Origin of the sequence: Actinomadura parmotrematis, from assembly GCF_019458805.1 — a bacterium.
GTDB lineage: Bacteria > Actinomycetota > Actinomycetes > Streptosporangiales > Streptosporangiaceae > Spirillospora > Spirillospora parmotrematis.
In genome coordinates, this window is the sequence record NZ_JAIBOA010000022.1 from 79,409 (window position 1) to 103,422 (window position 24,014).

Consider the following 24,014-nt stretch of genomic DNA (forward strand, 5'->3'; position numbering starts at 1 on the left):
GGCCTCCTAGCGGTTCAGGAAGGAGCGGAGGAAGAACACGAGGTTGGCGGGGCGCTCGGCGAGGCGGCGCATGAAGTAGCCGTACCAGTCGCCCCCGTAGGGCACGTAGACGCGCATCGCCTGCCCCTCGGCGGCGAGGCGGCGCTGCTCGGCGGCGCGGATGCCGTACAGCATCTGGAACTCGTAGCCGCCGGGCTCGCGCCCGTTGCGGTGCGCGAGGTCGAGTGCGATCTCGATGATGCGCGGGTCGTGGCTGCCGACCATCGGGTGGCCGTCGCCCTCCATCAGGATCCGCAGCGCCCGCACGTACGCCTTGTCGACGTCGTGCCGGGACTGGAAGGCGACCGAGGCGGGCTCGGCGTAGGCGCCCTTCACCAGGCGGACGCGCGAGCCCTCGCCGGTGAGGTCCTTCAGGTCGCCCTCGGTGCGGCGCAGCATCGCCTGGATCGCGACGCCGGTGCGCGGGAAGTCGCGGCGCAGCTCGGCGAGGATGCCGAGGGTGGAGTCCACGGTCGTGTGGTCCTCCATGTCCAGGGTGATCGTCATGCCGAGCCGCTCGGCGGCCGCGGCGATCGCCCGCGCGTTGTCGAGCGCGATGGCCTCGCCGCCGGGCAGGAACTGGCCGACGGCCGACAGCTTCACCGACGCCTCGGCGTCCTCGGTGAGGCCGTGCTCGGCGAACGCGGCGAACAGCGCGAGGTAGGCGTCGCGGGTGGCGTCGGCCTGCGCGCGGTCGGTGGTGTCCTCGCCGAGGTGGTCGAGGGTGACCTTCAGGCCGTCGCCGGTGAGCTCGCGGACCGCGCGGACGGCGGCCTCCAGGTTCTCCCCGGCCACGAACCGGTCGACGACGCCGCGCGTCACCGGCACGGCGGTGATCAGGTCGCGCAGCTTCTCGCTGCGCGCCGACGCCAGGAGCAGCGCATTGGGCATGAGAACCTCCCCCGAACAGTGATACCCCTCCAGGTTAGAAAAACTGTAGCCACCCGGCTACAGTCAGATGTCGCTTCACCACCCCGCCTTCTTCATACATCTGTCCAACGGAGGAGCCGTGCCCGCCGATCTCCAGTCCCTGGCCGAGGACGCCGCCGACCTCCTCGGCGCCCCGGCGACGCTGGAGGACCGCGACTTCCACCTCGTCGCCTACGCCGCGCACGGCGACACGATCGACCCGGTGCGGATGGAGTCGATCCTGCACCGCCGCTCCACCGACGCCGTCCGCAGCCGCTTCGAGCACTACGGGATCGCCCGCGCCACCGGGCCCGTCCGCATCCCCGCCGACCACGCCGCGGGCGTCCTCGGCCGCCTCTGCCTGCCGGTCCGCTGGAACAACGTCACCTACGGCTACCTGTGGCTGCTGGACGACGAGGAGCGCATCACCCCGGCCCTCGCCGCCGAGGCGGCGCCGCTCTGCGAGCGCGCGGGCCTCCTCATGGCCCGCCAGGCCCGCGAGCGCGACGACCTCGGCTGGAAGCTCGCCGACCTGCTGTCGTCCCAGCCCGACGTCCGCGCCGCCGCCGCCGACGAGCTGGCCGAGACGGGCGCGCTGGAACCGCCCCTCGCCGTCGCCGTCCTCCGCGCGCCCGGCCCGGACCCGCGGCCCCTCAATCCGTGGCTGCTGCCCCGCTCGATCCTGACGGCGGTCTGGGAGGGCGACCACGTCCTGGTCGCCTCCGCCGCGTCACCGCTGCCCGCCGTGGAGCGCGCCCGGCGCCTCCTGGAGGAGCGCGGCCCGGCCCCGTCCGCCGCGGGCCTGTGCACGCCGGTCACCTCGCTCGCCGCCGTCCGCGAGGGCTGGCTCCGCGCCCGCGTCGCCGCCCGCGCCGCCGCGCCGGGCGAGACCCGCGACTGGTCGTCCCTCGGCGCCCTCCGCCTGCTCCGCGTGGCCGGCGACGCCGCCCTCTCCGACGCCGTCCTGTCCCCCGGCATCGCCCGCCTGCTGGCCCACCCCGACCTGGCCGCGACGGCGCGCCTCTACCTGGACCACGCCGGCAGCGCCCAGGCCACGGCGAGCGCCCTCGCCGTCCACCGCCAGACCCTCTACCACCGCCTGCACCGCATCGAGTCCCTGACCGGCCTCACCCTCACCAACGGCCAGGACCGCCTCACCCTCCACCTGGCCCTCACCCTCTCCCCCCACCTGAACGGGTCCTGAACGAACCGCCCAGGACAACCAAGCTCGGCCACCACCCCTTTTCAGCGGGAAAAGCATTTCCACACCCGCCCCCGAAAGCACACGGGCACCATTTACGGACATCCATTGACGAAAGCGTCCGCAATCGAGAAGTGTGCATTCTTGCATTTACAGCCGACGCGCAATCCTTGAGCATTTCTCTCGCCACCAACGGTCGAGACACCGGATCGACTTTTTCCGGCCGCAGACGGAACGCGGGAGATGCCATGGCCCATACGAGCGGTTGTGCGGAAGCGCAAAAACACAAGTGCGTTTGCGGCGGATGCGGCGGCCTGGAACACGGCTGGCGCGGGCATCTGCGGCTCGCCGTCGCGCCGCCCGCGGACCGTGCGGCCTTCCGAGCCAGGGCCGACGCGGCTTGGTCGACCGCCACCAGGCGGAAGCGGCCCGAACCGAGCGAACGCGGCAAGGCTGCGGCCACCGATACCGCCATCGCGGACATCGTCGACTGGCTCGCAGCGAATGGGCGCGCCATCGAGCAGGTCGAAGAGCTGGGCACCGCCATCGCGGGTGAGGCACCGCCCCTTTTGGCGCCCGAACTCGAAGCGCACGGGCGGACGGCCTGCATGAAGGCCATGACCGATCACTTCTGGTGCGAGCTGCTCGCCTGCTTCGCACGGGTCCTGAGCGATGTGAAAGAACAGCTCGACCTCGCGCCGGGCCTCGTCGCCAGAGAAATCCTGGCTTCACGCCAGGCTTACAAACGTTCCCTTCTGGCGGACACCGTGGCGAGGGCCGCCGTCCACGCGACCTGGGAGGTCGTCCAGCGAGTCTCCTTCGCCGCGCGGCTGGACGATCTCATCCGGGCCGTCCGGATACTGGCCGTCCTCATCTGCAAGGCGCCCGAGCACCATGCCGCCGTCGCCCGGAACTGCCTCGATCCGCTGTCCGGCGAAGTGATCTCGACCGCCACCCAGGAGAGGCTCATGCAGATCTTCCCCGCCGAATGGCTGCAGGAGACCCGCACCACCCTGGCCTCCTGACCCCGCCCCAGCCCCGCACGGGTGAACCTCAGCCGATGAAGTAAAGGTCCGCACAGCCCCGGCCCCGCACGGGTGAACCAAAGCCGGTGAGCAAAGGTCCGCGCGGCCCCCAGCCCCGCACGGGTGAGCCTCAGCCGATGAAGTAAAGGTCCGCACAGACCCCGACCCCCGCAGGGGGTCCGGGGGAAACCCCCGGTCCGGGGGTCTGGGGGTCGCCCCCCAGGGGAAAAGCAAAGACGCCTGGAAGAAGCCAAAAGCTTCGACCAGGCGTATTGGTAGCGGGGGCAGGATTTGAACCTGCGACCTCTGGGTTATGAGCCCAGCGAGCTACCGAACTGCTCCACCCCGCGGCGATGTCTCAACTGTATGGGGTGCTCGGGCGTTGCGCAAATCAGGGGGCGGTGCAGGTGGGGAGGCCGGTCTCGGGCTTGCCGGCGTTGAGGGACTCCAGGGCCTGGCGGGCGTCGTGGAGGGTGTCGGCGCGGACGAGGCGGAGGCCCTTGGGGGCGGCGGGGGCGGCGTCGGCGCAGTTGTCCTTGGGGGTGAGGAAGATCGTGGCGCCGGCGCGGCGGGCGGCGACCATCTTCTGCTGGATGCCGCCGATGGGGCCGACCTTGCCCTCGGGGGTGATGGTGCCGGTGCCGGCGATGAAGCGGCCGCCGGTGAGGGACTGCGGGGTGAGCTTGTCGACGATGGCGAGGGAGAACATCAGTCCGGCGGAGGGGCCGCCGACGTCGCCGACGCTGATGTCGACCTTGAAGGGGAAGCTGTAGCGCTCGCCGAGCACGATGCCGATGACGGCGTGGGCCGGGTCGTCGTCGGCGGCGACGGTGGTGAGGGTGGCGGTGGCGTCCCTGCCCTCGCGCTGGTACTCGACCTTGACGGTGGTGCCGGGCTTGCGGTCGCCCATGAGGCGGGTGACCTGCTCGACGCCGGTGACCTCGGTGCCGTCGACGGCGACGACGCGGTCGCCGGGCTTCAGCTTCCCGGCGGCGGGCTTGCCCTGCTGGACGGTGTCGACGGTGACCTCGGTGCCGACGGCGATGCCGAGCTCCTTCAGGGCGGCGGCCTCGGCGTTCTGCTGGGAGTCCTGCATCTGCCGGGTGTTCTCGGCGTCGACCTGCTGCTGCGACTCGTTCTTGGGGAAGAGCGTCTCCTCCGGGACGATCGCGACGTCGTTCTCGATCCAGCCGCGCAGCGCGGTGAACAGGTCGATGCGGTTGCCGAGCCCGCCCCGGTAGGTGACGGTGGTGAAGTTGAGGTGTCCCTGGTCGGGGTACGTCGGCCGGCCCTCGATCTTGATGAGGGGCTCGTTCCGGGCGTTGACGCCGAGGGTGTTGCTCGTCGGTCCGGGCATCAGCGCCACGTAGGGCACGGGCAGGAAGGAGCCCACGAGGGCGAACGCCAGGACGAGCACGCTCGCGAGGGTGAGCGTGACGGTGCGACGGGACATGGCGGAGACTCTATGCCGAACCGGCGCCTCAGCAGGCGCCGACCCACTCGTCCCCGCCGTCGGCGAACAGCTGGTGCTTCCAGATGGGGACCTGCGCCTTGAGGTCGTCGATGAGGCGGCGGCAGGCGTCGAACGCCTCGCCGCGGTGCGGGCAGGCCGCGGCGACGACGACGGCGAGGTCGCCGATCTCCAGGTCGCCGACGCGGTGGACGGCGGCGAGCGCCGTCACCGGGAAGTCGGCGGCGACCTTCTCCATGACGGTCCGCAGCTCGGCGCCGACGCTCGGGTGGGCGCTGTAGGAGAGCCGCCGGACGGCGCGGGCGTGGTCGGAGTCGCGGACGGTCCCGACGAAGACGGCGGTGCCGCCCGCGGCCGGGTCGCCGACGGCGGCGAACACCTCGTCCACCGACAGCGGCGTTTCCCTCACATCGGCCAGCCTGATGACGTCGCTCACAGGCGCAGGTTACCCGCCCGGACCCCGGCCCGCCGCGATCTAGGCGACCGGTTCGTCCGGTTCGAGGGTGGCGGCGAGGGCGTCGGCGAGGGCGGGCACGAGCTCGGGGCCGACGAGGACCTCGTCGTCGGCGTCGTGGCGGCGCAGCCGGAGCGCGGAGTGGCGGACGCCGTCGCGGAGCACGCCGACGACCATGCGGACGTCCTCGCGCTGGGGGTGCTCGGCGGCCCAGCGGGCGGCCTCCTCCTCGTCGTCGGGGATCTCGTCCTCGACCTCGGGCGGCAGCACGACGCGCTCCATGACGAGGGCGCAGCCGGCGACCGTGTCCGGCCAGGCGATGCCGGCGAGGGCGTCCTCGACGCCGGCGCCGTCCGGCAGCTCCTCCTGCTCCAGCGCGGCGAGGGTGTCGGTGCCGGCGTCGAGGCCGAGCTCGGCGGCGAGCTCGGGCTCGGCGGTGAGGAGCTCGCCGCTCCGCACCAGGGCGTAGAGGCGGGGCGGCGCGTCCCAGCCCTGCTGCGCGGCGTGACGTTCGAGATCGAGGACGACTTCTTCCAGAAGGCTCACGGGTCCATCTTCCCCGCTGCCGTCCCGGGAGGATGCGGGAACCCCTGCGCAAGTCGATAAGTTGCTACCAGTGCACCGGCGCGCGCCGGTGGCGCGACCCTGAACGGAGGGGCCCTCCTTGACCTTCCGGACTCCTGGACTCGGGCGGCGGGCCGGCACCGGGCGACGCGGGACGGCGCTGCCCGTCCTCGTGGCCCTGACGGTGCTGGTCGCCGCCTACCTGGTGTTCACCGCGATCTGGACGGACCTGCTCTGGTACCGCTCGATCGGGACGCCGGCGGCGCGGTTCGGCTCGGTGTACACCACCCGGCTGCGGGCGCAGGCGGTGCTGTTCGCGGGCGCGGGGCTGCTGATGGCGCTGGTCGTCGGCGCGAACATGGTGATCGCCTACCGGCTGCGGCCGGTGTACCGGCCGCTGTCGGTGGAGCAGCGCGGCCTGGACCGCTACCGGGCGCTGATCGAGCCGCGGCGGCGGCTGGTGACGGGGGGCGCGCTGCTGCTGCTGGGACTGCTGACGGGGTCGTCGGTGGCGGGGCGGTGGCCGGTGTGGCTGGCGTTCCTGCACCGGACGCCGTTCGGGGTGGAGGACCCGGAGTTCCACAAGGACGTGTCGTTCTACGTCTTCACCTACCCGTTCCTGCGGCTGCTGCTCGGCGTGGTGTTCGCGACGGTGATCCTGTCGCTGGTCGCGGCGGTGATGGTGCACTACCTGTACGGCGGCCTGCAGATCCAGGGGCCGGGCGAGAAGGCGAGCCTTCCCGCGCGCGCGCACCTGTCGGTGCTGGTCGGCCTGTTCGTGCTGCTGAAGGCGTTCGCCTACTGGTTCGACCGGTACGGCCTCGTGCACTCCGAGCGGGGCGTGACGACGGGCGCGTCCTACACCGACGTGAACGCGCTGCTGCCGGCGAAGACGATCCTGGCGGTCATCGCGCTGATCTGCGCGGTGCTGTTCTTCGTCAACATCGTGCGGCGCGGCATGGTGCTGCCGGGCGCGGGCCTCACGCTGCTGGTGCTGTCGGCGGTGCTGGTCGGCGGCGTGTACCCGCTGCTCATCCAGCAGTTCCAGGTGCGCCCGGACGAGCAGGCGAAGGAGCGCGCGTTCATCCAGCGCAACATCGACGCGACGCGCGCCGCCTACGGCGTCCAGGACGTGAAGCCGGAGCCGTACGGGTCGGCGGCCGAGACCGACGGGACGCGGCTGGCCGCGCAGCGCGACACCCTGTCGGGGGTGCGGCTGCTCGACCCGGCCGTGGTGGGGCCGACGTTCCAGCAGCTCCAGCAGATCCGCGAGTTCTACCGCTTCCCCGACACCCTGGACGTCGACCGCTACGGCGGCCAGGACTCGGTGGTCGCCGTCCGCGAGCTGTCGGGGGCGCCGCGCGACCAGAAGGGCTGGGTCAAGGACCACCTGATCTACACGCACGGGTACGGGTTCGTGCGGGCGGCCGGCGACCAGCTGGACGGCGGCAAGCCGGCGTTCAAGCAGCAGGACATGCCGCAGGAGGGGACGCCGGCGCTCGCCCGCCCGCAGGTCTACTTCGGCGAGCGGTCGGCGCAGTACTCGATCGTCGGCGGCCGGGGGCAGCGCGAGCTGGACTACCCCGACCAGGACCTCGCGGCCGGGCAGGCCGACCACACCTACACCGGCACCGGCGGCGTGCCGATCGACACCGCCTTCCACAAGCTGCTGTACGCGACGCGCTTCCAGGACAAGAACCTGCTGCTGTCGGGCGCGATCAAGAAGGACGCCCGGATCCTGTACGACCGGACGCCGCGCCAGATGGTGCAGCGCGCCGCGCCCTGGCTGACGCTGGACGGCAACCCCTACCCGGTGGCGGTGGGCGGCCGCATCCTGTGGGTCGTCGACGGCTACACGACGTCCAGCGGCTACCCCTACGCCGAGACCGTCGGGCTGAAGGACGCGACCCGCGACACCGTCACCGACACCCGGTCGGCGGTGGCCCGCCAGTCCGACCAGCGGATCAACTACCTGCGCAACGCGGTGAAGGCGACGGTGGACGCCTACGACGGCACCGTCCACCTCTACCAGTGGGACGAGGCCGACCCGGTCGCCCGCACCTGGATGAAGGTGTTCAAGGGGACGGTCGAGCCGAAGTCGGCGATCCCGCCGGAGCTGCTGGCGCACCTGCGCTACCCCGAGGACCTGTTCAAGGTGCAGCGCCGCATCCTCGCCCGCTACCACGTGACGCAGGCCGACTCGTTCTACAACGGGCAGGGCTTCTGGGACGTCCCCGAGGACCCGAACCCGGTGAACCGCGGCAAGATCCAGCCGCCGGCCTACCTCAGCCTGCGGATGCCGGAGCCGGACGGCGCCCCGCGCTTCTCGCTGACCAGCTCGTTCACGCCGCCGCGGCAGGGGTACCTGGCGGCGTTCCTCGCCGCCGACTCGGCGCCGGTGGACGCCGCCGGGAAGCCGAACCCGGACTACGGCCGGCTGCGGCTGCTGGAGATGACGACGACGGAGAAGGCCGCGGTGCCGCGCCCGCAGGGACCGGGGCAGGTGCAGAACGCCTTCGAGTCCGATCCGGAGATCAAGAACCTGCTGTACCCGACGCGCAACTCCGGCACGGTGACCAAGCTCGGGAACCTGCTGACGCTGCCGTTCGCGGGCGGCCTGCTGTACGTCGAGCCGGTGTTCACGCAGAGCTCGCAGGGCAACCAGCAGCCGTACCCGACGCTCCAGCACGTCCTGGTGAAGTACAACAACGACGTCGCGTCCGGCAAGGACCTCACCACGGCGCTCGACCAGCTCTTCGCGATCACGGGCAAGCCGGCGACGGCGGCCGGCGGCGGCTCGCTGACGGCGCGGACCCAGCAGGCGGTCAAGGAGCTGCAGCAGGCGTTCACCGACTACGAGGCGGCGCAGAAGCGCGGCGACTACCCGGCCATGGGCGAGGCGTGGGCGCGGCTGCGGAAGGCCAAGGACGCCCTCGCCGCCCTCCAGCAGCAGGCCCCGGCGGCCGCACCGGCGCCCGGCGCGACGCCCGCGCCGTCGCCCAGCGGGTCGCCGAGCTCGTCGCCCTCCCCCGGCTGACGGGCCCGGCCAGGGTCAGCGGCGGCGCTTGCGGGCGCGGCGGATGGCGGCGGCGGCGCCGATCGCGGCGACGGTGGCGCCCGCGGCCGTCGCCATCGTGGCCTCCTTGCCGCCGACGCGGCGCCCGACGACGGCGTGCCGCCCGGCGGTCTCCTCCATGAGGACGCGGAGCGCGGTGGCGTTGTCGTAGACCGGCTTCCAGCCCGCCGCGCGCAGTCGCGCGGCGTCCACGACCCACGGGTAGGCGACGTAGTGCAGGTCGGTGGCGGGCGCCGGCGTCATGCCGAGCCGGTGCAGGCGCTGCGCCATCCCGAAGGTCAGCGCGGCGGGCAGCTCGAAGGTGCGCTTGCCGGTGATCTCGGCGACCTCGTCCGCGCCGAGCCGCCCCTCGCAGCCGACCGCGACCGGGCCGGCGAGGCCCGCGGTGACGACGACCTCCAGCGCGGCGGCGAGGTCCTCGATGTGGCAGAACTGCCAGGCGGGGGCCGAGCCCTTCACCGACAGCAGCCGGGGCGCCTCGAAGTGCCGGGTGATCACGGTGTCGACGCCGGGGCCGACGAGGGCCGCCGGGCGGACCACGGTGACGTCCAGGCCCGGGTGGACGGCGCCGGCGCCGGCCGCCAGGTCCTCGATCTCCAGGTAGTCGCCGGCGATGCTCTCGTTGGCCTCGGCGAGCAGCGGCGCGTCCTCGGCCAGCGGGACGGCGTTGCCGGGGCCCGCCCCGTAGACCATGGCGCTCGTCACGAGGACAGCGCGGCGGACGCGGGCGGCCGCGGCGGCCGTCACGACGGTCTGCGCGCCCCGCACGTTGTGGGTGCGGCGCTCGCGGGGGTCCAGGTCGGGCGAGCGGGCCAGGTCGAGGTGGACGATCACGTCCACGTCCGAGAGCCGCCCGGACAGCAGCGGGTCGCGGACGTCCGTCACCCGCCAGGTGACGCCCGGCACGTCCCCGCGCTGCGCGTCGATCGCGACGACCTTGCGGACGCCGGCGTTCTCGGCGAGCCGGGCGGCCAGCAGCCGCCCCGCACCGGAGGCGGCTCCGGTGACGGCCACGACCGGGCCCTTGCTACGCCGAGGGCGAACCTTGCCCGTTGCCACCGGGGTGCCCCCTTCCATGTGTACGCGACTTCGCCGGGACCGGCTAACGTTGCGGATATGAGCCCATCATGCATCCCAGGGGCAAACCGATGAGTGACACTCCCTTCGGCTTCAACCGGCCGGGCGACGGGGACGACGACCGGCCCAAGGACCCGTTCGGCGCCATGGGCGGCGGCGACATGTCCCAGTTCGCCGAGATGCTGCACCGGTTCGCCGACATGATCGGCGGCCAGGGGCCGGCGTCCGGCGGCGGACCCGTCAACTGGGACATGGCCAAGAACATCGCCCGGCACACCGTGGCCGAGCAGGGCGACCCGTCCATCGTGGACGTCGAGCGCCGCCAGGTGGCCGAGGCGCTCCGCCTCGCCGACCTCTGGCTGGACGAGCACAGCACGCTGCCCGCGGGCGTCCGCACCCCGCAGGCGTGGAGCCGCTCGGAGTGGGTCGAGCAGACGCTGCCGGTCTGGGCCAAGGTCTGCGACCCGATCGCGGCCCGCATGGTCGAGTCGATGGGCGGCGCGCTCGGTGGCGGCGGCCTCGGCGCCGACATCCCCGCCGAGATGCAGGCGATGGCCGGGCCCCTCATCGGCATGGTCCAGCAGATGGCCGGCGCGATGGTCGCCGGGCAGGCCGGGCAGGCGCTCGGCGCCCTGGCCCGCGAGGTCGTCGGGTCCACCGACGTCGGCCTGCCGCTCGCCCCCGACGGCGTGGCGGCGCTGCTGCCGTCCGGGGTGGCGGAGTTCGGCAAGGGCCTGGAGGTCGACGAGGAGGAGGTCCGGCTCTACCTGGCGCTCCGCGAGGCCGCCCACCAGCGGCTGTTCGCGCACGTCCCGTGGATCCGCAGCCACCTGCTCGGCGCCGTCGAGGACTACGCGCGCGGCATCACCGTCGACCTGTCGGGCATCGAGGACGCCGTGCAGGGCGTCGACCTCGCCGACCCCGAGGCGCTGCAGCGCGCGCTCGGCGGCGAGATCTCGCTCCAGCCGGAGGAGACCCCGCAGCAGAAGGCGGCGCTCGCCCGCCTGGAGACGGCGCTCGCGCTCGTCGAGGGCTGGGTGGACACGGTGGTCAACCAGGCCGCCGAGGGGCGCCTGCCGAACGCGGTGAAGCTGGCCGAGGCGGTGCGGCGGCGCCGCGCCACCGGCGGCCCCGCCGAGCGGACGTTCGCCACGCTCGTCGGCCTGGAGCTGCGGCCCCGCCGCCTCCGCGAGGCCGCGACGCTGTGGCAGGAGCTCACCAAGGCGCGCGGCACGTCCGGGCGGGACGCGCTCTGGGAGCACCCCGACCTGCTGCCGACCGCCGACGACCTGAACGACCCGTCCGGCTTCGCGCACGGCAGGCCCGAGCTCGACGCCATCGGCGACCTCGACATCGACCAGCTGGCCAAGGACCTGTCCGAGGGCGGCCCGGCCGCCGAGAGGGACGAGAAGGACGGGGACGGCGACGATCCCGGCGAGGCCGGCGGCGACCCGGGGAAGCGGCCGTGAACCCGCGGCCGAGGTCCCACGTGAGCGGCTGCCTGCTGGAGCCGGCGTCCGCCACCGTCGTGGTCCGGCGCCGGCTGGCCCGCTCCGGGCTCTGCTGGGAGCGGCCGCTCGACCAGGAGCGCCGCCGCCGGCACTCGGCGTACAACTCCCGGTACCCGCGCGTCGGGCGGACATGACGCCGGACCCCGCTCCGCCCGGCGTCCTGCACGCCGACGCCGTGGGGCTGCTGGAGGCGTGGCCCGCGCCCGACCCCGGCCAGGACGTGCTGCGCGGGGAGTTCCTCGCGCATCTGGCGGCCCACGCCGACGGCATGTGGCGCGAGTGCGTCCCCGGGCACATCACCGCCAGCACCGCCGTCCTCAGCGACGACGGCGCGCGGGTGCTGCTCACGCTGCACCGCAAGCTGCGGATGTGGCTGCAGCTCGGCGGCCACTGCGAGCCGGGCGACGTGACGCTCGCGGCGGCCGCGCTGCGCGAGGCCACCGAGGAGTCGGGCGTCCCGGGGCTCCGCCTGGACCCGGTCCCGGTGGCCCTGGACCGGCACCGGGTGCCCTGCCATCCGGGCGGTTCCTGGCATCTGGACGTGCAGTTCGCGGCGCGCGCCCCGGCGGGCGCCGAGCCCGCGATCAGCGACGAGTCCGACGACCTGCGCTGGTTCCCGGTGGACGCGCTGCCCGAGTCGGCCGACGCCGCCCTGCGCCGCCTCGTCGCCCGCGCCACCCCCCGCACGGAGGTGTGACCAGGCGGTCGCCACTCGTCGACTTGCGGCGTGTTGGGCACTTTGGATCTCCAAAGTGCCCAACACGCCGCATCTCAACTTTCCGTGACCGGGGGTCAGTGGCCTTCGAGGAGGGCGCGGGTGCACTCCCAGCCTTCGAGGCCGGGGTCGAGGAGGCGCAGGTCGGCGGGGGCGCGCAGGCGGTGCCAGGACGGGCCCTGCGGCACCGACCCGGGCTTCGGCGCGGCGGCGCGCAGGCGGCCGAGCGCGTCGGGGGTGTCGAGATCGACGTCCTGGAGGGCGCCGGCGAGCCACTCCGGCAGCGGCAGCCGGGCGGCGAGCGCGACGAGCCCTCCCCCGGCGGCCTGGCAGGCGGCCGCGGGCGCGCTCCCGAGCGCCCGGAACAGCTTGCCGAGGTGCAGCGGCGGCAGGTCGGGGGCGTCGCCCGCCAGCACCACCGCCTCGGCGGCGCCGAGCCCGTGCAGGGCGGCGAACGCGGCGGGCAGCCCGGACGCGCGGACGACCGGCGTGCCCGGCCAGGTGACCGCCTCGGCGTCGGGCTGGTCGGGCGGGTCGAGGACGAGCGCGGCGGTGACGAGCGCGAGCCCGGCCGCGACCTCGTAGGCGTCCTCCAGCAGGGCGAGGCGGAACGCGTCGGGGCCGGTGCCCGGCGGCGCGGCGGAACCGCCCTCGGGGATGGACAGGACCGCGACCCAGCGGGCCTCGGTCACCCGGCGGCCTCGTGCCGCAGCCCGCCCGCGGGCTGCAGGTCGCCCCGGTCGAGACCGTCGTGATCGAGGCCGTCGTGGTCGAGATCGCCGTGGTCGAGATCGCCGTGGGCGAGGTCGCCGTCCTCGGCCATCGGCAGGTGCGCCGCGGCGGCGACGCCCTCCAGGTAGCCGCGGGCGCGCTCGGTCTTCGGGTAGTTGCCGACCAGGGCCCAGAAGTCGGCGCCGTGCCCGGGGATCTCCAGGTGGGCGAGCTCGTGCACCAGCACGTAGTCGACGACCCAGGCCGGCATCCCGCGCAGCCGGGTGGACAGCCGGATGGTGGCGTCGTCGGGCGTGCACGACCCCCAGCGGGTGCGCTGGTTGTCCACCCAGCGGACGCTCGCCGGCTGCGGGCCGCCCGCCAGGTAGCGGCGCGACAGCTCGCGGGCGCGGGTCTCCAGGTCGGCGTCGCTCGGCCTGCGGCGGCGCTCGCGTTCGGCGAGGCGCTCCAAGAGGGTGGCGATCCAGCGTTCCTCTTCGGCCTTGCTCAACCGGGACGGCAACATCACGACGACCTTGTCCCCGTCCCGGTAGGCGGACACCGTCCGCCGACGCCTGCTGCTGCGGCGGACCTCAACGTTAGGGGGCACGCTCGAACCGTACCCAAAAATTTGTCCCCGCCACAGGGGGCGTTTGCCGTTTTCCCAGGTCAGCACGGATGTTTTTACCTTTGCGCATTGCCCTTCCACTAAAACACCACCCCCTTTCCACCCCACCGGTCAGCCCTTCACCAGGACCCCTCTCCGCTTCACTTCGCATAGGCGCGGGTACGTACCGTCACAATCGAATTCCGGAAGGAAACCAAAGTGAGCGAGAACAGGACCGCAACGGACCGGAAGGCGTCCGCCGGGCTCGCCGGGCGGCTGGCCGGGGGCGTCGGCGGCGCCCTCGCGGGGCGGGCCGCGAGCCGCGCCCTCCGGCCGGCCATCACCAGGGCCGCGGCCCGCTTCGGCGTCCCCGCGCGCACGCTGGCGCGGGTGGTGGAGGTGGCGGCGCCGGTCGTGGTGTCGGTCGCCGTCTCCAAGATCGGCGGCATGCGGGCGAAGCGCGCCGCGCACACCGAGAAGGCGACGCGGTCGGCGCGGAGCGTCGCCACCAGGGGCAAGGCGCTCGCCCGCTGAGGCCGCGGGGACCGGCCGGGGCGTCAGTCGCCGGTGAAGCGGGGCCGGCGCTTCTCGCGCTGCGCCGCGAGCCCCTCGACCATGTCCCGGGTGGACATGGTGACGGGCTGCGCGAGCGACTCCCAGCGGAGCGCGGCCTCGACGTCGGCGTGGCCGCCGCCCGCCAGGGCGACCTTGGTGAGCCGGGTGGCGACGGGCGCGCACCGCGCGATCTGCCCGGCCGCCTCCAGGGCCGTGTCCAGCACCTGGCCGCGCGGGACGGCGCGGTTGACCAGGCCGAGCGCGGCCGCCTCGGTGCCGGTGACGGCGCGGCCGGTGAACAGCAGCTCGCGGGCGACCGGCAGCCCGGCGACCTCGGGCAGCAGCCAGGTGGTGGCCATGCCCGGGTGCAGGCCGAGGGCGGTGAAGGGGACGAGCATCTTGGCGTCCTCGGCCGCGTAGCGCAGGTCGCAGGCGAGCGCGAGCGCGAACCCGGCGCCGACGGCGTGGCCGTTGACGGCCGCGATCGTCGGCACCTCCAGGTCCCGGATCGCCAGCCACGTCCGGTAGAACTCCAGCATCCGGTCGCGGAGCGGCGGGACGGCGACCGCGCTGGTGTCGGCGAGCCACGACAGGTCGCCGCCGGAGGTGAACGCCGTCCCGGCGCCCGTCACGACGACGCAGCGCAGGTCCGCGTCGGCGCGGAGCGCCGCCATGGCGTCCTTCCAGGCGGCGGTCATCTCGTCGGCCATGGCGTTGCGCCGGGCCGGGTCGTTGAGGGTGACCACGGCGGTCCCGTCGTCGCGGCGCTCGACCAGCAGCGGAGCGGGGGCGGATTCGGTGTCGGGCATGGCCCGCACGCTACCGGCCCGGTCCGCGGCGGCCCGCCACCGAGGGTGAGAAAGCGCACACTTACCACGAACCCGCAGGCAGGCGCCGTACAGCCGGTTGTGGACGTGGGACACTTCACGATCGTTGTAGCGGTAACGATCCCGCATGGCCGACAATGGAACCTGTGAGCGATCTTCCCCGCCGCGCGGTGACGCGGTCCGCGAAGCTGGCGTCCCTCCCGCTCGGGTTCGCCGGGCGCACCGCCCTGGGCGTCGGGAAAAGGACGTTCGGGCGGCCCGCCGAGGCGGTGGCCATGGAGATCCAGACGCGCACCGCCGAGCAGCTCTTCAAGGTGCTCGGCGAGCTCAAGGGCGGCGCGATGAAGCTCGGCCAGATGCTGTCGATCTTCGAGGCGGCGCTGCCGCCGGAGATCGCCGGCCCCTACCGGGCGACCCTCACCAAGCTCCAGGAGGCGGCGCCGCCGCTGCCCGTCTCGGCCGTGCACAAGGTGCTGGCCGAGGGCCTCGGCCCGGACTGGCGGGACCGGTTCGCCTCCTTCGACGACCGGCCCGCCGCGGCCGCGTCCATCGGCCAGGTGCACCGGGCGGTCTGGGCGGACGGCCGCCAGGTCGCGGTGAAAGTCCAGTACCCGGGCGCCGGCAAGGCCCTGATCAGCGACTTCAACCAGCTCGCCCGGCTCGGCCGGCTGTTCGGGGTGCTCATGCCGGGCCTCGACGTCAAGGCGATGCTGGCCGAGCTGAAGGAGCGGGTCGTCGAGGAGCTCGACTACACGATCGAGGCCGACTCCCAGCGCGACGTCCGCGCCGCCTACCCGGCCGACGACCCCGACTTCTACATCCCCGAGGTCGTCGCGCAGGCCGGGAACGTGCTGGTCACCGAGTGGATCGACGGCGTCCCGCTCTCGAAGATCATCAGCGACGGCGACCAGGAGACCCGGAACCGCGCGGCGCTGCTGTACTGCCGGTTCCTGCTGTCGGGCCCGAAGCGGTCGGGCCTGCTGCACGGCGACCCGCACCCCGGCAACTTCCGGCTGCTGGACGACGGCCGGCTCGGCGTCCTGGACTTCGGCGCCGTCGACCGCATCCGGCCCGAGTTCCTGCACCGGATGGGGCGGCTGCTGCACATCGGCACGCTCGCCGACATCGACGAGGTCGAGCAGGCCCTCCGCGACGAGGACTTCATCCGCGCGGGCGTCGACATCGACGCCGAGTCGCTGCAGGCGTTCCTCGCGCCGATCACCGAGCCGTTCGTCACCGACTCGTTCAAGTTCAACCGCGAGTGGCTGCGCGACATGGCCGCCCGCGTCACCGACCTGCGGCCGACCAACGTGGTGCGCCAGCTCAACCTGCCGCCCGACTACGTGATCGTGCACCGGGTGCTGTCGGCGGGCACCGGCGTGCTCTGCCAGCTGGAGTGCGAGATCCCCGCCCGCGCCGAGTCGGTCAAGTGGATCCCCGGCTTCGCCGACGAGGACGAGCCGGACGCCGCCGGATCGGCGGGCTGACCGTCCCGTCCCGGACGTGACGAGCGGGGCCGCGCGCTGATGAGGTGCGCGGCCCCGCTCTCGTCGTGCCCCGGGTGGTGAGGGCCGGGGCACGGGTGGACCGGCGGGGAGGTGCGCGGCCCCCGTCGAACCATCCCGGAAAGGACGGGCGGCACCTGCGACCCGCCGGTCGCGTGGTCTTGGTGCCGGCCCGCCCCCTGGCGGGGGCGGGCCGGATCGTGCACGGTGGAGGTCAGCGCCCGCGCTGCCGCGGGACGAAGACCTCCCCCGGCGCGGACGGGCCCAGCAGCAGGGCGCGCCGGACGCGGGCGGCCCGCGTCCGCGCGTCCCTGCGGGCCCGGCGGAGCGCCCGGACGCGGGCGACGGCGTGCCGCAGCTCCGCCTCCGGTATTCGCTCCCCGGACGGTTCCTGGTCGAGCGATCTCATCATGATCTCCTCGGTGACCCGGGGGCGCGTCCCCTGGGCGGGGCCCGCGGCCCCCGGGTCGGTCCGGCCGGCGGCCGGGACGGTGCTGGTCATCGCGTCGTTCACACGGTCACGTCGCCGGGCAGCGGGTGCTTGCGCGGGCGGCCGCGGGGCCGCTTGCGCGGCACGACGACGCCGCGGACGAACAGCTCGCCGCCCCAGACGCCCCAGGGCTCCCGGCGCTCCAGCGCGCCGGCGAGGCACTCCTGGCGGAGAGGGCACTCCAGGCAGAGCGCCTTGGCGAGCTCGACGTCGGCGGGCGCCTCGGCGAAGAACAGCTCGGGGTCGGTCCGGCACGGAAGGGTGAGGTCCAGCTCGCTCGCGGCGAGAGCCCCCTGCATCACAGTCACCCTTGTTCCCTTCGTTGGATCTCAACGGGTGCGTCGGTGTGGTGGTGGAAATGAGAAAGGCCGCGAATCCGGTTTCGGATCCGCGGCCTGGGGGCTGTGCCGGTGCTGTGCTACACCGGTTGCCACCAGGGGTACGGACCCGACTCCCGCACGTGGGCCAGGGCCATGTCGGCCGGCTCGTAAGCGTTGGTCGTGGCCGGGACGTGGGCGATCGCGCCGTCACCGGTTTCGGCGATGGCACTGCGCCCCTGCGCGTCCTCGGACAGCTGCTCGACGGGCATGCCGCCGCGCAGACGCCACGTTCCTCGCAGGTCGCCCTTGCCGAGGAAGGTGCCGAGCAGCGCGGTGCCGCCGTGGGCGCCGTGGCCACTGCCGCCGGACGCCGGCGCGCCGGGCTTGAGACCCAGCGGGGCGGGCTGCGGGCAGAGGGAGATCACGGACACGCCGGAGCAGGCGGCCGTCCAGGACCGCTGCGATTTCGTCATCATGCTGATCACCGGACTGGACACCACCTCTCTGGCTTCGGGGCCGTCGGCCGGGCGGATCGAAGATCCGCCCGCGACCGGCCGTGTCATCGCTTGGGTTGAGCGTACGGGGAGCCGACTGAGATCGGCAAGATATTTTTGACCTGCGACTTTGTGGAATTCTGCACGGAACTTCGCCGCTTCCCCGGCGGCGGGTCAGTGCCCGCCGCGCGACGCCCAGCGGTGCAGCGCCTCGCCGTCGCCGGCCTGGTCGATGTTCAGCGCCGCCTCGATGAGCGCGAGGTGGGTGAACGCCTGCGGGTAGTTTCCCAGCATGGCGCCCCCGGCGTCCATCTCCTCGGCGTACAGGCCGAGGTCGCCGGCGCGGGCGCAGAGCGCCTCGAACCGGTCGCGGGCCTCGTCCGCGCGGCCCGCGAGGACGAGCGCGGCGGCCATGTCGAACGAGCAGAGCAGGAAGGCACCCTCGGGGCCGTCCAGCCCGTCGTCGGTCTCGCCGGTGTCGTAGCGGTGGACGAGCGGGCCGTCGCCGAGGCGGGCGTCGATGCGGTCCAGGGTGGACACCACGCGCGGGTCGGGTCCGGGCAGGACGTGCAGCAGCGGCAGCCGGATCAGCGAGGCGTCCAGGGCCGTCGAGCCGTACGCCTGGACGAACGCGCCCTGCTCCTCGTCCCAGCCCTCCCGCAGCAGCTCGGCGTGGACGTCGTCGCGGGCGCGGCGCCACTCCTCCAGCGGCGGCCGGTCGTCGCCGGTCAGCTCGGCGAGGCGGACGCCGCGGTCCAGGCAGACCCAGGCGTACATGGTCGAGCTCGTCCAGCGCGATCCGTCGGTGCGGGCCTCCCAGAGGCCGTCGTCGGGCTCGTGGCGGACGCGGACCAGGGCGTCCACCACGCGGAACAGCCGGCCGAGCTGCTCGCGGGTGAGGTCGCCCTCGACCTGTTGGTAGACCAGGGCGGCGTCCAGGACCTGCCCGTAGACGTCGATCTGGAACTGGTCGAACGCCTTGTTGCCGATGCGGACGGGCGCCGAGCGGGCGTAGCCGGACAGGTGGCCGAGGATCTCCTCCTCGACGCGGGTGCCGCCGTCCAGGGTCAGCATCGGCTTCAGCCGGTCGCCGTCCATGGCGGGGCTGCCGAGCAGGAACCGCAGGTAGCGGGCGGCCTCCTCGCGGTGCCCGAGCCGCATGAGGACCAGCAGGGCGAGGGCGGCGTCCCGGTGCCAGGCGTAGCGGTAGTCCCAGTTGCGCTCGCCGCCGATCCACTCGGGCAGCGAGGTGGTGGGCGCGGCGATGAGGGCGCCGCTCTCGCTGTGGATGAGGCCGCGCAGCACGATCGCGCTGAACCGGACCCGGTCGGCGGCGTACCCGTCGTAGCGGTCGCTGCGCGCCGACCAGCGCCGCCAGGCGTCCAGCGTGCCGGCGAGGAGGTCGTCGGCGGCGCGCGGGTCGGTCCAGGCGCCGGCGTAGTCCAGGATCAGGACGGCGGTCCCGCCCTCGGCGAGCTCGGCGGTGATCTCCGGGTCGCCGTGGCCGCCGACGGCGGGCCGGGGCAGGCCGGTGAGGCGCAGGCCGGCGTCGGCCTCCAGCAGGCCCTCGTCGCGGGCGCGCCAGACGGGGGCGCGGCGCGCGTGGTCGGGGCGGGCGGCGACGCGGCCGCGGACGGTGACCTCGCCCTGCTCGCAGCGCACGATCCGCACCAGCGCGCCGACCGGGCGGATGCCGCCGTCGTCGTCGTAGCGGACGGCGAGGAAGTCGGCGGCGGCGGCCGTGCCGTGCCGTCCCCGCCAGCGGCTCTCCAGCACCAGGCCGTCGCGGGTGTAGGCGCGCTCGGGCGGCCCGGCGCCCTCGACGGCGAGGGTGAACGAGCCGCCGAGGCCGCGGTCGAGGATGCGGTTGAACACCGACGGCCCGTCGAACCGCGGCGCGCACATCCACTCCACCGCGCCGTCGGGCGCCGTCAGCGCCGCCGTCCGGCAGTCCGACAGGAACCCGTAGGACCCGATCGGCGGGAACCCCGCCGCCCGCGCGCCGTCCTCCACCGCGACCCTCCGCTCACCCCGAGTAACGATCTTCCTCCCCGGGGCGCCGGTGGATCATGCGTCGACGACGCGGACGAGGCCCTCCTGCATGACCGAGACGACCAGGTCGCCCTCCCGGGTGAAGACCTGGCCGTGGGCGAGGCCGCGGCCGCCGCCGGCGAACGGGGTGTCCTGCGCGTACAGCAGCCAGTCGTCGACGCGGAACGGCTTGTGGAACCACATGGCGTGGTCCAGGCTCGCGCCCATGGTGCGCTTGTCGCCCCAGGCCAGGCCGTGGTTCAGCAGGACGGTGTCGAGCAGCGTCATGTCCGAGGCGTAGGTCATCAGGCACACGTGCAGCAGCGGGTCGTCGGGCAGCTCGCCGTCGACCTTCAGCCAGACCTTGGACTCGGGCGTGGTGAGCGCGGGGTCCTTCGCCGCCTCCCAGGTGAGGGGGGTGGCGTGCCGGACGTCGATGGGGCGGCGGCTGGTGAACTCCTCGGCGAACCGCTCCCCGAACAGCGGCAGCAGCCGCTCGCGCTGCGTCGGCAGCGTCTCGGGCGCGGGCGCGTCCGGCATCGCCGCGTGGTGGGCGACGCCGCCCTCCTCGACCTGGAACGACGCCGACAGGCTGAAGATCGCCTTGCCGTGCTGGATGGCGAGGACGCGCCGGGTGGTGAAGGACCGCCCGTCGCGGACCCGGTCGACGGTGTAGACGATCGGGACGAGCGGGTCGCCCGGGCGGATGAAGTAGGCGTGCAGCGAGTGCACGGGCCGGTTCACCGGGACGGTGCGGCCCGCGGCGACGAGCGCCTGGCCCGCGACCTGCCCGCCGAAGACGCGCTGCTGGCGGTCCTCGGGGCTGCGGCCGCGGAAGATGTCGTTCTCGATCTGCTCCAGATCCAGCAGATCCAGCAGTGCCTTCAGAGACTCCTTCACGGAGGTCATCCTGCCAAACGGCGGGGGTGTGAGCGCGCTCTCACCCCCGGTCAGCCGGTGCAGAGCGCGAGGACGGCCTCCCCGTAGCGCGCCAGCTTGGCGCGGCCGACGCCGGAGATGCGGGCGAGGTCCTCGGCGCTGCCGGGGTTGCGCTCGGCGATCGCCTGGAGGGTCGCGTCGGTGAACACCACGTAGGCGGGGACCTTCTGCTCGGCGGCGGTCGCGGCGCGCCAGTCCCGCAGCGCGGCGAGCAGCGCCTCGTCGAGCTCGATCGGGCAGCTCTCGCAGTGCCCGAGCTTGCGCTCGACGGCGGCGGTGAGCGGCCGCCCGCAGACGCGGCAGGGCTGCGGGCCGCTCTTGGCGGGGCGGCGCTGCGACCGGTCGAACCGCGCGGGCGTCGCCGTGGACGTCTTCGCCGTCACCCCGTCCAGGAACCGCGACGGGCGCCGCTTGCGGGCGCCGCCCGGCGACCGCGACAGCGCCCACGACAGGGCGAGGTGGACGCGGGCGCGGGTGACGCCGACGTACAGCAGCCGCCGCTCCTCCTCGACCTGCTCGGGCGTCTCGGCGTAGATGATCGGCAGGGTGCCCTCGACGAGGCCGGTGAGGAACACCGCGTCCCATTCCAGGCCCTTGGCCGAGTGCAGCGAGGCGAGGGTGACGCCCTCCAGCGGCGGGGCGTGCTGGAGGGCGGCGCGCTCCTCCAGCTCGGCGACGAACTCCGGCAGGCCCGCCCCCGGGTTCTCGATCGCCATGTCCTCGGCGAGCTGGGCGAGCGCGGCGAGCGACTCCCAGCGGGCGCGGACGGCGCCGGTGCCCTCGGGCGGCGCGTCGGTGAACCCCGCGCCCGACAGGACGTGCCGCACCGTCAGTATCAAGCCGGTGCCGTCGGTCTCGGCGTCGGCGCCCGCGCGGGCCGCGCCGCGCAGCCGGACGACGGCCTCGCGGACCTCGGCGCGCTCGAAGAACCGCTCGGCGCCGCGCAGCACGTAGGGGACGCCGGCGGCGGCGAACGCCGACTCGTAGGTCTGCGACTGGGCGTTGATCCGGAACAGCACCGCGATCTCGCGGGCCGGGACGCCCTCCTCGATGAGCTTGCGGGCGCGGCGCGCGACGTCGTCGGCCTCGGCGACCTCGTCGTCGTACTCGGTGAACTCCGGCTCGGGCCCGGCGGGGCGCTGCGCGACGAGCTCCAGCCGGTGCCGCCGGGCGGCCTCGCCCCGGGCCTGCCCGATCACGTTGTTGGCGAGGCCGACGACCTGCGGCGTGGACCGGTAGTCGCGGACCAGCTTCACGACCTTGGCGCCGGGGTGGTCGCGGGTGAAGTCCAGCAGGTAGGAGGGGGTCGCGCCGGTGAAGGAGTAGATCGTCTGGTGGGGGTCGCCGACGACGCAGAGGTCGTCGCGGTCGCCGAGCCAGGCGTCCAGCAGCATCTTCTGCAGCGGGTTGACGTCCTGGAACTCGTCGACGACGAAGTACCGGTACTGCTCGCGGACCTGCTGGGCGACCTCGCGGTGCTCGGTGAGGACGGCGGCGGTGAGCTCCAGCATGCCCTCGAAGTCGAGCAGGTTGCGCTCGCGGCGCAGCTCCTCGTACATGACGTAGACGCGGGCGACGTCCACGACGTCGGCGGGGGTCTTGCGGGCGGCGCGGGTGACGGCGGCCGCGTACTCCTCGGGGCGGTGCTGGGTGGCCTTGGCCCACTCGATCTCGGCGGCGACGTCGCGCAGCTCGGTGCGGCCGAACGACAGCCGGCACGCCTTGGCGGCGTCCGCGACCAGGCCGATCTTGGACTCCAGGATGCGCGGCGGATCGCCGCCGATCACCCGCGGCCAGAAGTAGGAGAGCTGCCGCAGCGCGGCGGCGTGGAAGGTGCGGGCCTGCACGCCGGGCGCGCCGAGGCGGCGCAGCCGGCCGCGCAGCTCGCCGGCGGCGCGGGTGGTGAACGTCACGGCGAGCACCCGCTGCGGGGCGACCACGCCGGTCAGCGTCGCGTAGGCGATCCGGTGCGTGATCGCCCTGGTCTTGCCCGTGCCGGCGCCGGCGAGCACGCAGACCGGTCCCCGCACGGCCTCGGCCACCGCGCGCTGCTCCGGATCGAGCCCGGCCAGCACCCCCTCAGCGTCCATCCCCCCATCTTGGCAGCCGCGCCCGACCGGATCCGCCGATCCCCGCGCTTGTGGACGGCGGCGGAATGTCCCGGCGCCCGCCGCTGTTCTTGTGATCGCTGCCCTTCGACCTTTCGACAATCCAGGGAGACGACGCACCCATGGCGACGCCGACCGCGGACCAGACCGCGACCCCCAAGCGCGAGCTGACCATGTACACCACCACCTGGTGCGGCTTCTGCCGCCGCCTGAAGAGCCAGCTCGCCCGGGACGGCATCGAGATGGTCGAGGTCGACATCGAGCGCGACCCGGCCGCCGCCGACTTCGTGATGAGCGTCAACGGCGGCAACCAGACGGTGCCGACGGTCGTCCTGGAGACCCCCGAGGCGGGCCGCCACGTGCTGACCAACCCCAGCGCGAAGGAAGTGAAGCGCCTCCTCGGCGTCTGACGCTCCCCCGGACGTGCGGAAGGGCCGCGCCGATATCGGCGCGGCCCTTCCGCACGTCTAGAACGCCGGCATCTTCGGTAGCGGGCCGCCGAACCAGCGCATGATGAGCTGGGCGGCGATCGACAGGGGGCCGGGGGCGACGATGTCGCCGGCGTCCACGGCGGCGCGCAGCTCGTCGCGGCTGTACCAGGCGGCGTCGGTGATCTCGTCGTCGTCGGGGTAGAGCGGGGGCCGGGAGCCGGGGGTGCGGGCGAAGAAGCCGAGCATGAGGCTCTGCGGCAGCGGCCACGGCTGGCTGCCCAGGTAGTGGACGTCCTGGACCGGGATCCCGACCTCCTCCTTGACCTCGCGGGCGACGGCCTGCTCCAGGGACTCGCCGGGCTCGACGAACCCGGCGAGGATGGAGCGGCGGTCGGCGGGCCACTGCGGGCCGCGGGCGAGCAGCACGTTGCCGTCGTCGTCCTGGACCAGCATGATCACGGCCGGGTCGAGGCGGGGGAACTGCTCGGCGCCGTCCTGCGGGCAGCGCCGGACGTGCCCGGCGGCGCGGACCTCGGTCGGGGCGCCGCAGCGCGGGCAGTGCCCGTGGGTGGCGTGCCAGTGCTCCAGCGCGACGGACTGGGTGAGCAGGCCCGACTCCAGGTCGTCCAGCAGGGCGCCGACCTCGCGGAGCCCGGCGGGCCGGGTGCCCTCGACGGCCGGGAGCGGCGCCGGCACCGTGAAGTAGGCGGCGCCGGACGCGTCCTGGCCCATCAGCCAGCGCTCGCCCGCCGGGGCCTGCGCGGGCGGCAGCAGCGCGAGCGCGGGGGCGTCGCCGTCGGAGACGAGGGCCTTGCCCCGCTCGACGACCAGCACGCGGGTCCGCGGGTCGGTCCAGGCGGAGGCGAGGAACGCCTCGTCGCGGCGCAGTTCGGCGGCCCGGTCCAGGGTGCCGCGGGCCAGGGCCAGCCATTCGAGCGGGGGTTCGGTCACGTG

24 protein-coding genes and 1 tRNA gene are annotated in these 24,014 nt (G+C 74.0%); 9 read left to right on the top strand and 16 right to left on the bottom strand.

The window, feature by feature from the left end; translation table 11 throughout:
* Nucleotides 1–6: 6 nt before the first annotated feature.
* Nucleotides 7–930, bottom strand: a complete 924-nt coding sequence (locus tag K1Y72_RS28270; RefSeq protein ID WP_220169529.1) for a proline dehydrogenase family protein — start codon at nt 928–930, stop codon at nt 7–9.
* 118 nt (nt 931–1,048) lie between these two features.
* On the opposite strand from K1Y72_RS28270, the gene K1Y72_RS28275 reads away from it, so the two are divergent.
* On the top strand, nt 1,049–2,152 hold the full coding sequence (locus tag K1Y72_RS28275; RefSeq protein ID WP_220169530.1) for a PucR family transcriptional regulator: 1,104 nt from the start codon (nt 1,049–1,051) through the stop codon (nt 2,150–2,152).
* A gap of 245 nt (nt 2,153–2,397) precedes the next feature.
* Complete coding sequence (locus tag K1Y72_RS28280; protein WP_220169531.1) at nt 2,398–3,174, top strand: hypothetical protein; 777 nt, start codon at nt 2,398–2,400, stop codon at nt 3,172–3,174.
* 273 nt (nt 3,175–3,447) lie between these two features.
* Here the strand turns inward: K1Y72_RS28280 and K1Y72_RS28285 are convergent.
* The 4 genes from K1Y72_RS28285 to K1Y72_RS28300 all read right to left on the bottom strand — a co-directional run bounded on the left by K1Y72_RS28285 (nt 3,448) and on the right by K1Y72_RS28300 (nt 5,645).
* Nucleotides 3,448–3,524, bottom strand: a tRNA-Met gene (locus K1Y72_RS28285).
* 41 nt (nt 3,525–3,565) lie between these two features.
* Nucleotides 3,566–4,627, bottom strand: coding sequence for a YlbL family protein (locus K1Y72_RS28290; RefSeq protein WP_220169532.1), 1,062 nt, complete (start codon nt 4,625–4,627; stop codon nt 3,566–3,568).
* A gap of 28 nt (nt 4,628–4,655) precedes the next feature.
* Nucleotides 4,656–5,081, bottom strand: coding sequence for a molybdenum cofactor biosynthesis protein MoaE (locus tag K1Y72_RS28295; protein WP_220169533.1), 426 nt, complete (start codon nt 5,079–5,081; stop codon nt 4,656–4,658).
* A gap of 39 nt (nt 5,082–5,120) precedes the next feature.
* The gene (locus K1Y72_RS28300; protein WP_220169534.1) at nt 5,121–5,645 is read right to left on the bottom strand and encodes a PPA1309 family protein; all 525 of its coding nucleotides are present in this window, start codon (nt 5,643–5,645) and stop codon (nt 5,121–5,123) included.
* A gap of 118 nt (nt 5,646–5,763) precedes the next feature.
* Here K1Y72_RS28300 and K1Y72_RS28305 point away from each other — a divergent pair, with 118 nt between their 5' ends.
* Complete coding sequence (locus K1Y72_RS28305) at nt 5,764–8,700, top strand: UPF0182 family membrane protein (protein WP_220169535.1); 2,937 nt, start codon at nt 5,764–5,766, stop codon at nt 8,698–8,700.
* Between the two features lie 15 nt (nt 8,701–8,715).
* On the opposite strand, the gene K1Y72_RS28310 is transcribed toward K1Y72_RS28305, so the two are convergent.
* Nucleotides 8,716–9,816: an NAD-dependent epimerase/dehydratase family protein gene (locus tag K1Y72_RS28310; RefSeq protein WP_220169536.1), complete on the bottom strand. Its 1,101-nt coding sequence runs from the start codon at nt 9,814–9,816 to the stop codon at nt 8,716–8,718.
* Between the two features lie 71 nt (nt 9,817–9,887).
* Here K1Y72_RS28310 and K1Y72_RS28315 point away from each other — a divergent pair, with 71 nt between their 5' ends.
* The 3 genes from K1Y72_RS28315 to K1Y72_RS28325 are packed head-to-tail and all read left to right on the top strand — an operon-like array spanning nt 9,888 to nt 12,024.
* The gene (locus tag K1Y72_RS28315) at nt 9,888–11,285 is read left to right on the top strand and encodes a zinc-dependent metalloprotease (protein ID WP_220169537.1); all 1,398 of its coding nucleotides are present in this window, start codon (nt 9,888–9,890) and stop codon (nt 11,283–11,285) included.
* A gap of 20 nt (nt 11,286–11,305) precedes the next feature.
* The gene (locus tag K1Y72_RS28320) at nt 11,306–11,461 is read left to right on the top strand and encodes a hypothetical protein (protein ID WP_220169538.1); all 156 of its coding nucleotides are present in this window, start codon (nt 11,306–11,308) and stop codon (nt 11,459–11,461) included.
* Nucleotides 11,458–12,024: an NUDIX hydrolase gene (locus K1Y72_RS28325; protein WP_220169539.1), complete on the top strand. Its 567-nt coding sequence runs from the start codon at nt 11,458–11,460 to the stop codon at nt 12,022–12,024. The genes K1Y72_RS28320 and K1Y72_RS28325 overlap by 4 nt, the downstream gene beginning before the upstream one ends.
* A 95-nt stretch (nt 12,025–12,119) precedes the next feature.
* Here K1Y72_RS28325 and K1Y72_RS28330 read toward each other — a convergent pair whose 3' ends face one another.
* Together K1Y72_RS28330 and K1Y72_RS28335 are read right to left on the bottom strand one after the other, a co-directional pair.
* Nucleotides 12,120–12,734, bottom strand: coding sequence for a hypothetical protein (locus K1Y72_RS28330; protein ID WP_220169540.1), 615 nt, complete (start codon nt 12,732–12,734; stop codon nt 12,120–12,122).
* Nucleotides 12,731–13,315, bottom strand: a complete 585-nt coding sequence (locus K1Y72_RS28335; protein ID WP_220169584.1) for a M48 metallopeptidase family protein — start codon at nt 13,313–13,315, stop codon at nt 12,731–12,733. Before K1Y72_RS28335 ends, K1Y72_RS28330 begins: the two co-directional genes overlap by 4 nt.
* Nucleotides 13,316–13,579: 264 nt before the next feature.
* Here K1Y72_RS28335 and K1Y72_RS28340 point away from each other — a divergent pair, with 264 nt between their 5' ends.
* A complete protein-coding gene (locus K1Y72_RS28340; RefSeq protein WP_220169541.1) occupies nt 13,580–13,894 on the top strand; it encodes a hypothetical protein in 315 nt (104 codons plus the stop codon).
* 23 nt (nt 13,895–13,917) lie between these two features.
* On the opposite strand, the gene K1Y72_RS28345 is transcribed toward K1Y72_RS28340, so the two are convergent.
* Nucleotides 13,918–14,724, bottom strand: a complete 807-nt coding sequence (locus tag K1Y72_RS28345; protein WP_220169542.1) for an enoyl-CoA hydratase/isomerase family protein — start codon at nt 14,722–14,724, stop codon at nt 13,918–13,920.
* A gap of 164 nt (nt 14,725–14,888) precedes the next feature.
* On the opposite strand from K1Y72_RS28345, the gene K1Y72_RS28350 reads away from it, so the two are divergent.
* Nucleotides 14,889–16,229, top strand: a complete 1,341-nt coding sequence (locus tag K1Y72_RS28350; protein WP_308287262.1) for an ABC1 kinase family protein — start codon at nt 14,889–14,891, stop codon at nt 16,227–16,229.
* Between the two features lie 232 nt (nt 16,230–16,461).
* Here the strand turns inward: K1Y72_RS28350 and K1Y72_RS28355 are convergent, their stop codons facing one another.
* From K1Y72_RS28355 to K1Y72_RS28380, 6 genes are all read right to left on the bottom strand, one after another.
* Nucleotides 16,462–16,761: a hypothetical protein gene (locus tag K1Y72_RS28355; RefSeq protein ID WP_220169544.1), complete on the bottom strand. Its 300-nt coding sequence runs from the start codon at nt 16,759–16,761 to the stop codon at nt 16,462–16,464.
* Nucleotides 16,758–17,036 (bottom strand): WhiB family transcriptional regulator, encoded by a 279-nt coding sequence (locus tag K1Y72_RS28360; protein WP_220169545.1) that lies wholly within the window; start codon nt 17,034–17,036, stop codon nt 16,758–16,760. The genes K1Y72_RS28355 and K1Y72_RS28360 overlap by 4 nt, the downstream gene beginning before the upstream one ends.
* A 119-nt stretch (nt 17,037–17,155) precedes the next feature.
* Entirely contained in the window at nt 17,156–17,533 is a 378-nt protein-coding gene (locus K1Y72_RS28365) for a hypothetical protein (RefSeq protein ID WP_220169546.1), read from the bottom strand.
* Between the two features lie 192 nt (nt 17,534–17,725).
* Nucleotides 17,726–19,564 carry a glycoside hydrolase family 15 protein gene (locus K1Y72_RS28370; RefSeq protein ID WP_308287263.1) on the bottom strand — a complete coding sequence of 613 codons (1,839 nt, stop codon included), beginning with the start codon at nt 19,562–19,564 and terminating at the stop codon, nt 17,726–17,728.
* A gap of 54 nt (nt 19,565–19,618) precedes the next feature.
* Nucleotides 19,619–20,482 carry an acyl-CoA thioesterase II gene (gene tesB, locus K1Y72_RS28375; RefSeq protein WP_220169547.1) on the bottom strand — a complete coding sequence of 288 codons (864 nt, stop codon included), beginning with the start codon at nt 20,480–20,482 and terminating at the stop codon, nt 19,619–19,621.
* A 50-nt stretch (nt 20,483–20,532) separates the two neighbouring features.
* Nucleotides 20,533–22,611, bottom strand: a complete 2,079-nt coding sequence (locus K1Y72_RS28380; protein ID WP_220169548.1) for an ATP-dependent DNA helicase UvrD2 — start codon at nt 22,609–22,611, stop codon at nt 20,533–20,535.
* A gap of 140 nt (nt 22,612–22,751) precedes the next feature.
* Here K1Y72_RS28380 and K1Y72_RS28385 point away from each other — a divergent pair, with 140 nt between their 5' ends.
* A complete protein-coding gene (locus K1Y72_RS28385) occupies nt 22,752–23,039 on the top strand; it encodes a mycoredoxin (protein WP_220169549.1) in 288 nt (95 codons plus the stop codon).
* 57 nt (nt 23,040–23,096) lie between these two features.
* Here K1Y72_RS28385 and nudC read toward each other — a convergent pair whose 3' ends face one another.
* Nucleotides 23,097–24,011, bottom strand: a complete 915-nt coding sequence (gene nudC, locus K1Y72_RS28390; RefSeq protein WP_220169550.1) for an NAD(+) diphosphatase — start codon at nt 24,009–24,011, stop codon at nt 23,097–23,099.
* Nucleotides 24,012–24,014 lie beyond the last annotated feature (3 nt).

Excerpts from the sequence above, each read along its gene's own strand:
- K1Y72_RS28270 (WP_220169529.1), bottom strand. The coding sequence starts at position 930 with ATGCCCAATGCGCTGCTCCTGGCGTCGGCGCGCAGCGAGAAGCTGCGC.
- K1Y72_RS28280 (WP_220169531.1), top strand. The coding sequence starts at position 2,398 with ATGGCCCATACGAGCGGTTGTGCGGAAGCGCAAAAACACAAGTGCGTT.
- K1Y72_RS28290 (WP_220169532.1), bottom strand. The coding sequence starts at position 4,627 with ATGTCCCGTCGCACCGTCACGCTCACCCTCGCGAGCGTGCTCGTCCTG.
- K1Y72_RS28310 (WP_220169536.1), bottom strand. The coding sequence starts at position 9,816 with ATGGAAGGGGGCACCCCGGTGGCAACGGGCAAGGTTCGCCCTCGGCGT.
- K1Y72_RS28315 (WP_220169537.1), top strand. The coding sequence starts at position 9,888 with ATGAGTGACACTCCCTTCGGCTTCAACCGGCCGGGCGACGGGGACGAC.
- K1Y72_RS28325 (WP_220169539.1), top strand. The coding sequence starts at position 11,458 with ATGACGCCGGACCCCGCTCCGCCCGGCGTCCTGCACGCCGACGCCGTG.
- K1Y72_RS28345 (WP_220169542.1), bottom strand. The coding sequence starts at position 14,724 with ATGCCCGACACCGAATCCGCCCCCGCTCCGCTGCTGGTCGAGCGCCGC.
- K1Y72_RS28360 (WP_220169545.1), bottom strand. The coding sequence starts at position 17,036 with ATGCAGGGGGCTCTCGCCGCGAGCGAGCTGGACCTCACCCTTCCGTGC.
- K1Y72_RS28365 (WP_220169546.1), bottom strand. The coding sequence starts at position 17,533 with ATGATGACGAAATCGCAGCGGTCCTGGACGGCCGCCTGCTCCGGCGTG.
- K1Y72_RS28380 (WP_220169548.1), bottom strand. The coding sequence starts at position 22,611 with ATGGACGCTGAGGGGGTGCTGGCCGGGCTCGATCCGGAGCAGCGCGCG.
- K1Y72_RS28385 (WP_220169549.1), top strand. The coding sequence starts at position 22,752 with ATGGCGACGCCGACCGCGGACCAGACCGCGACCCCCAAGCGCGAGCTG.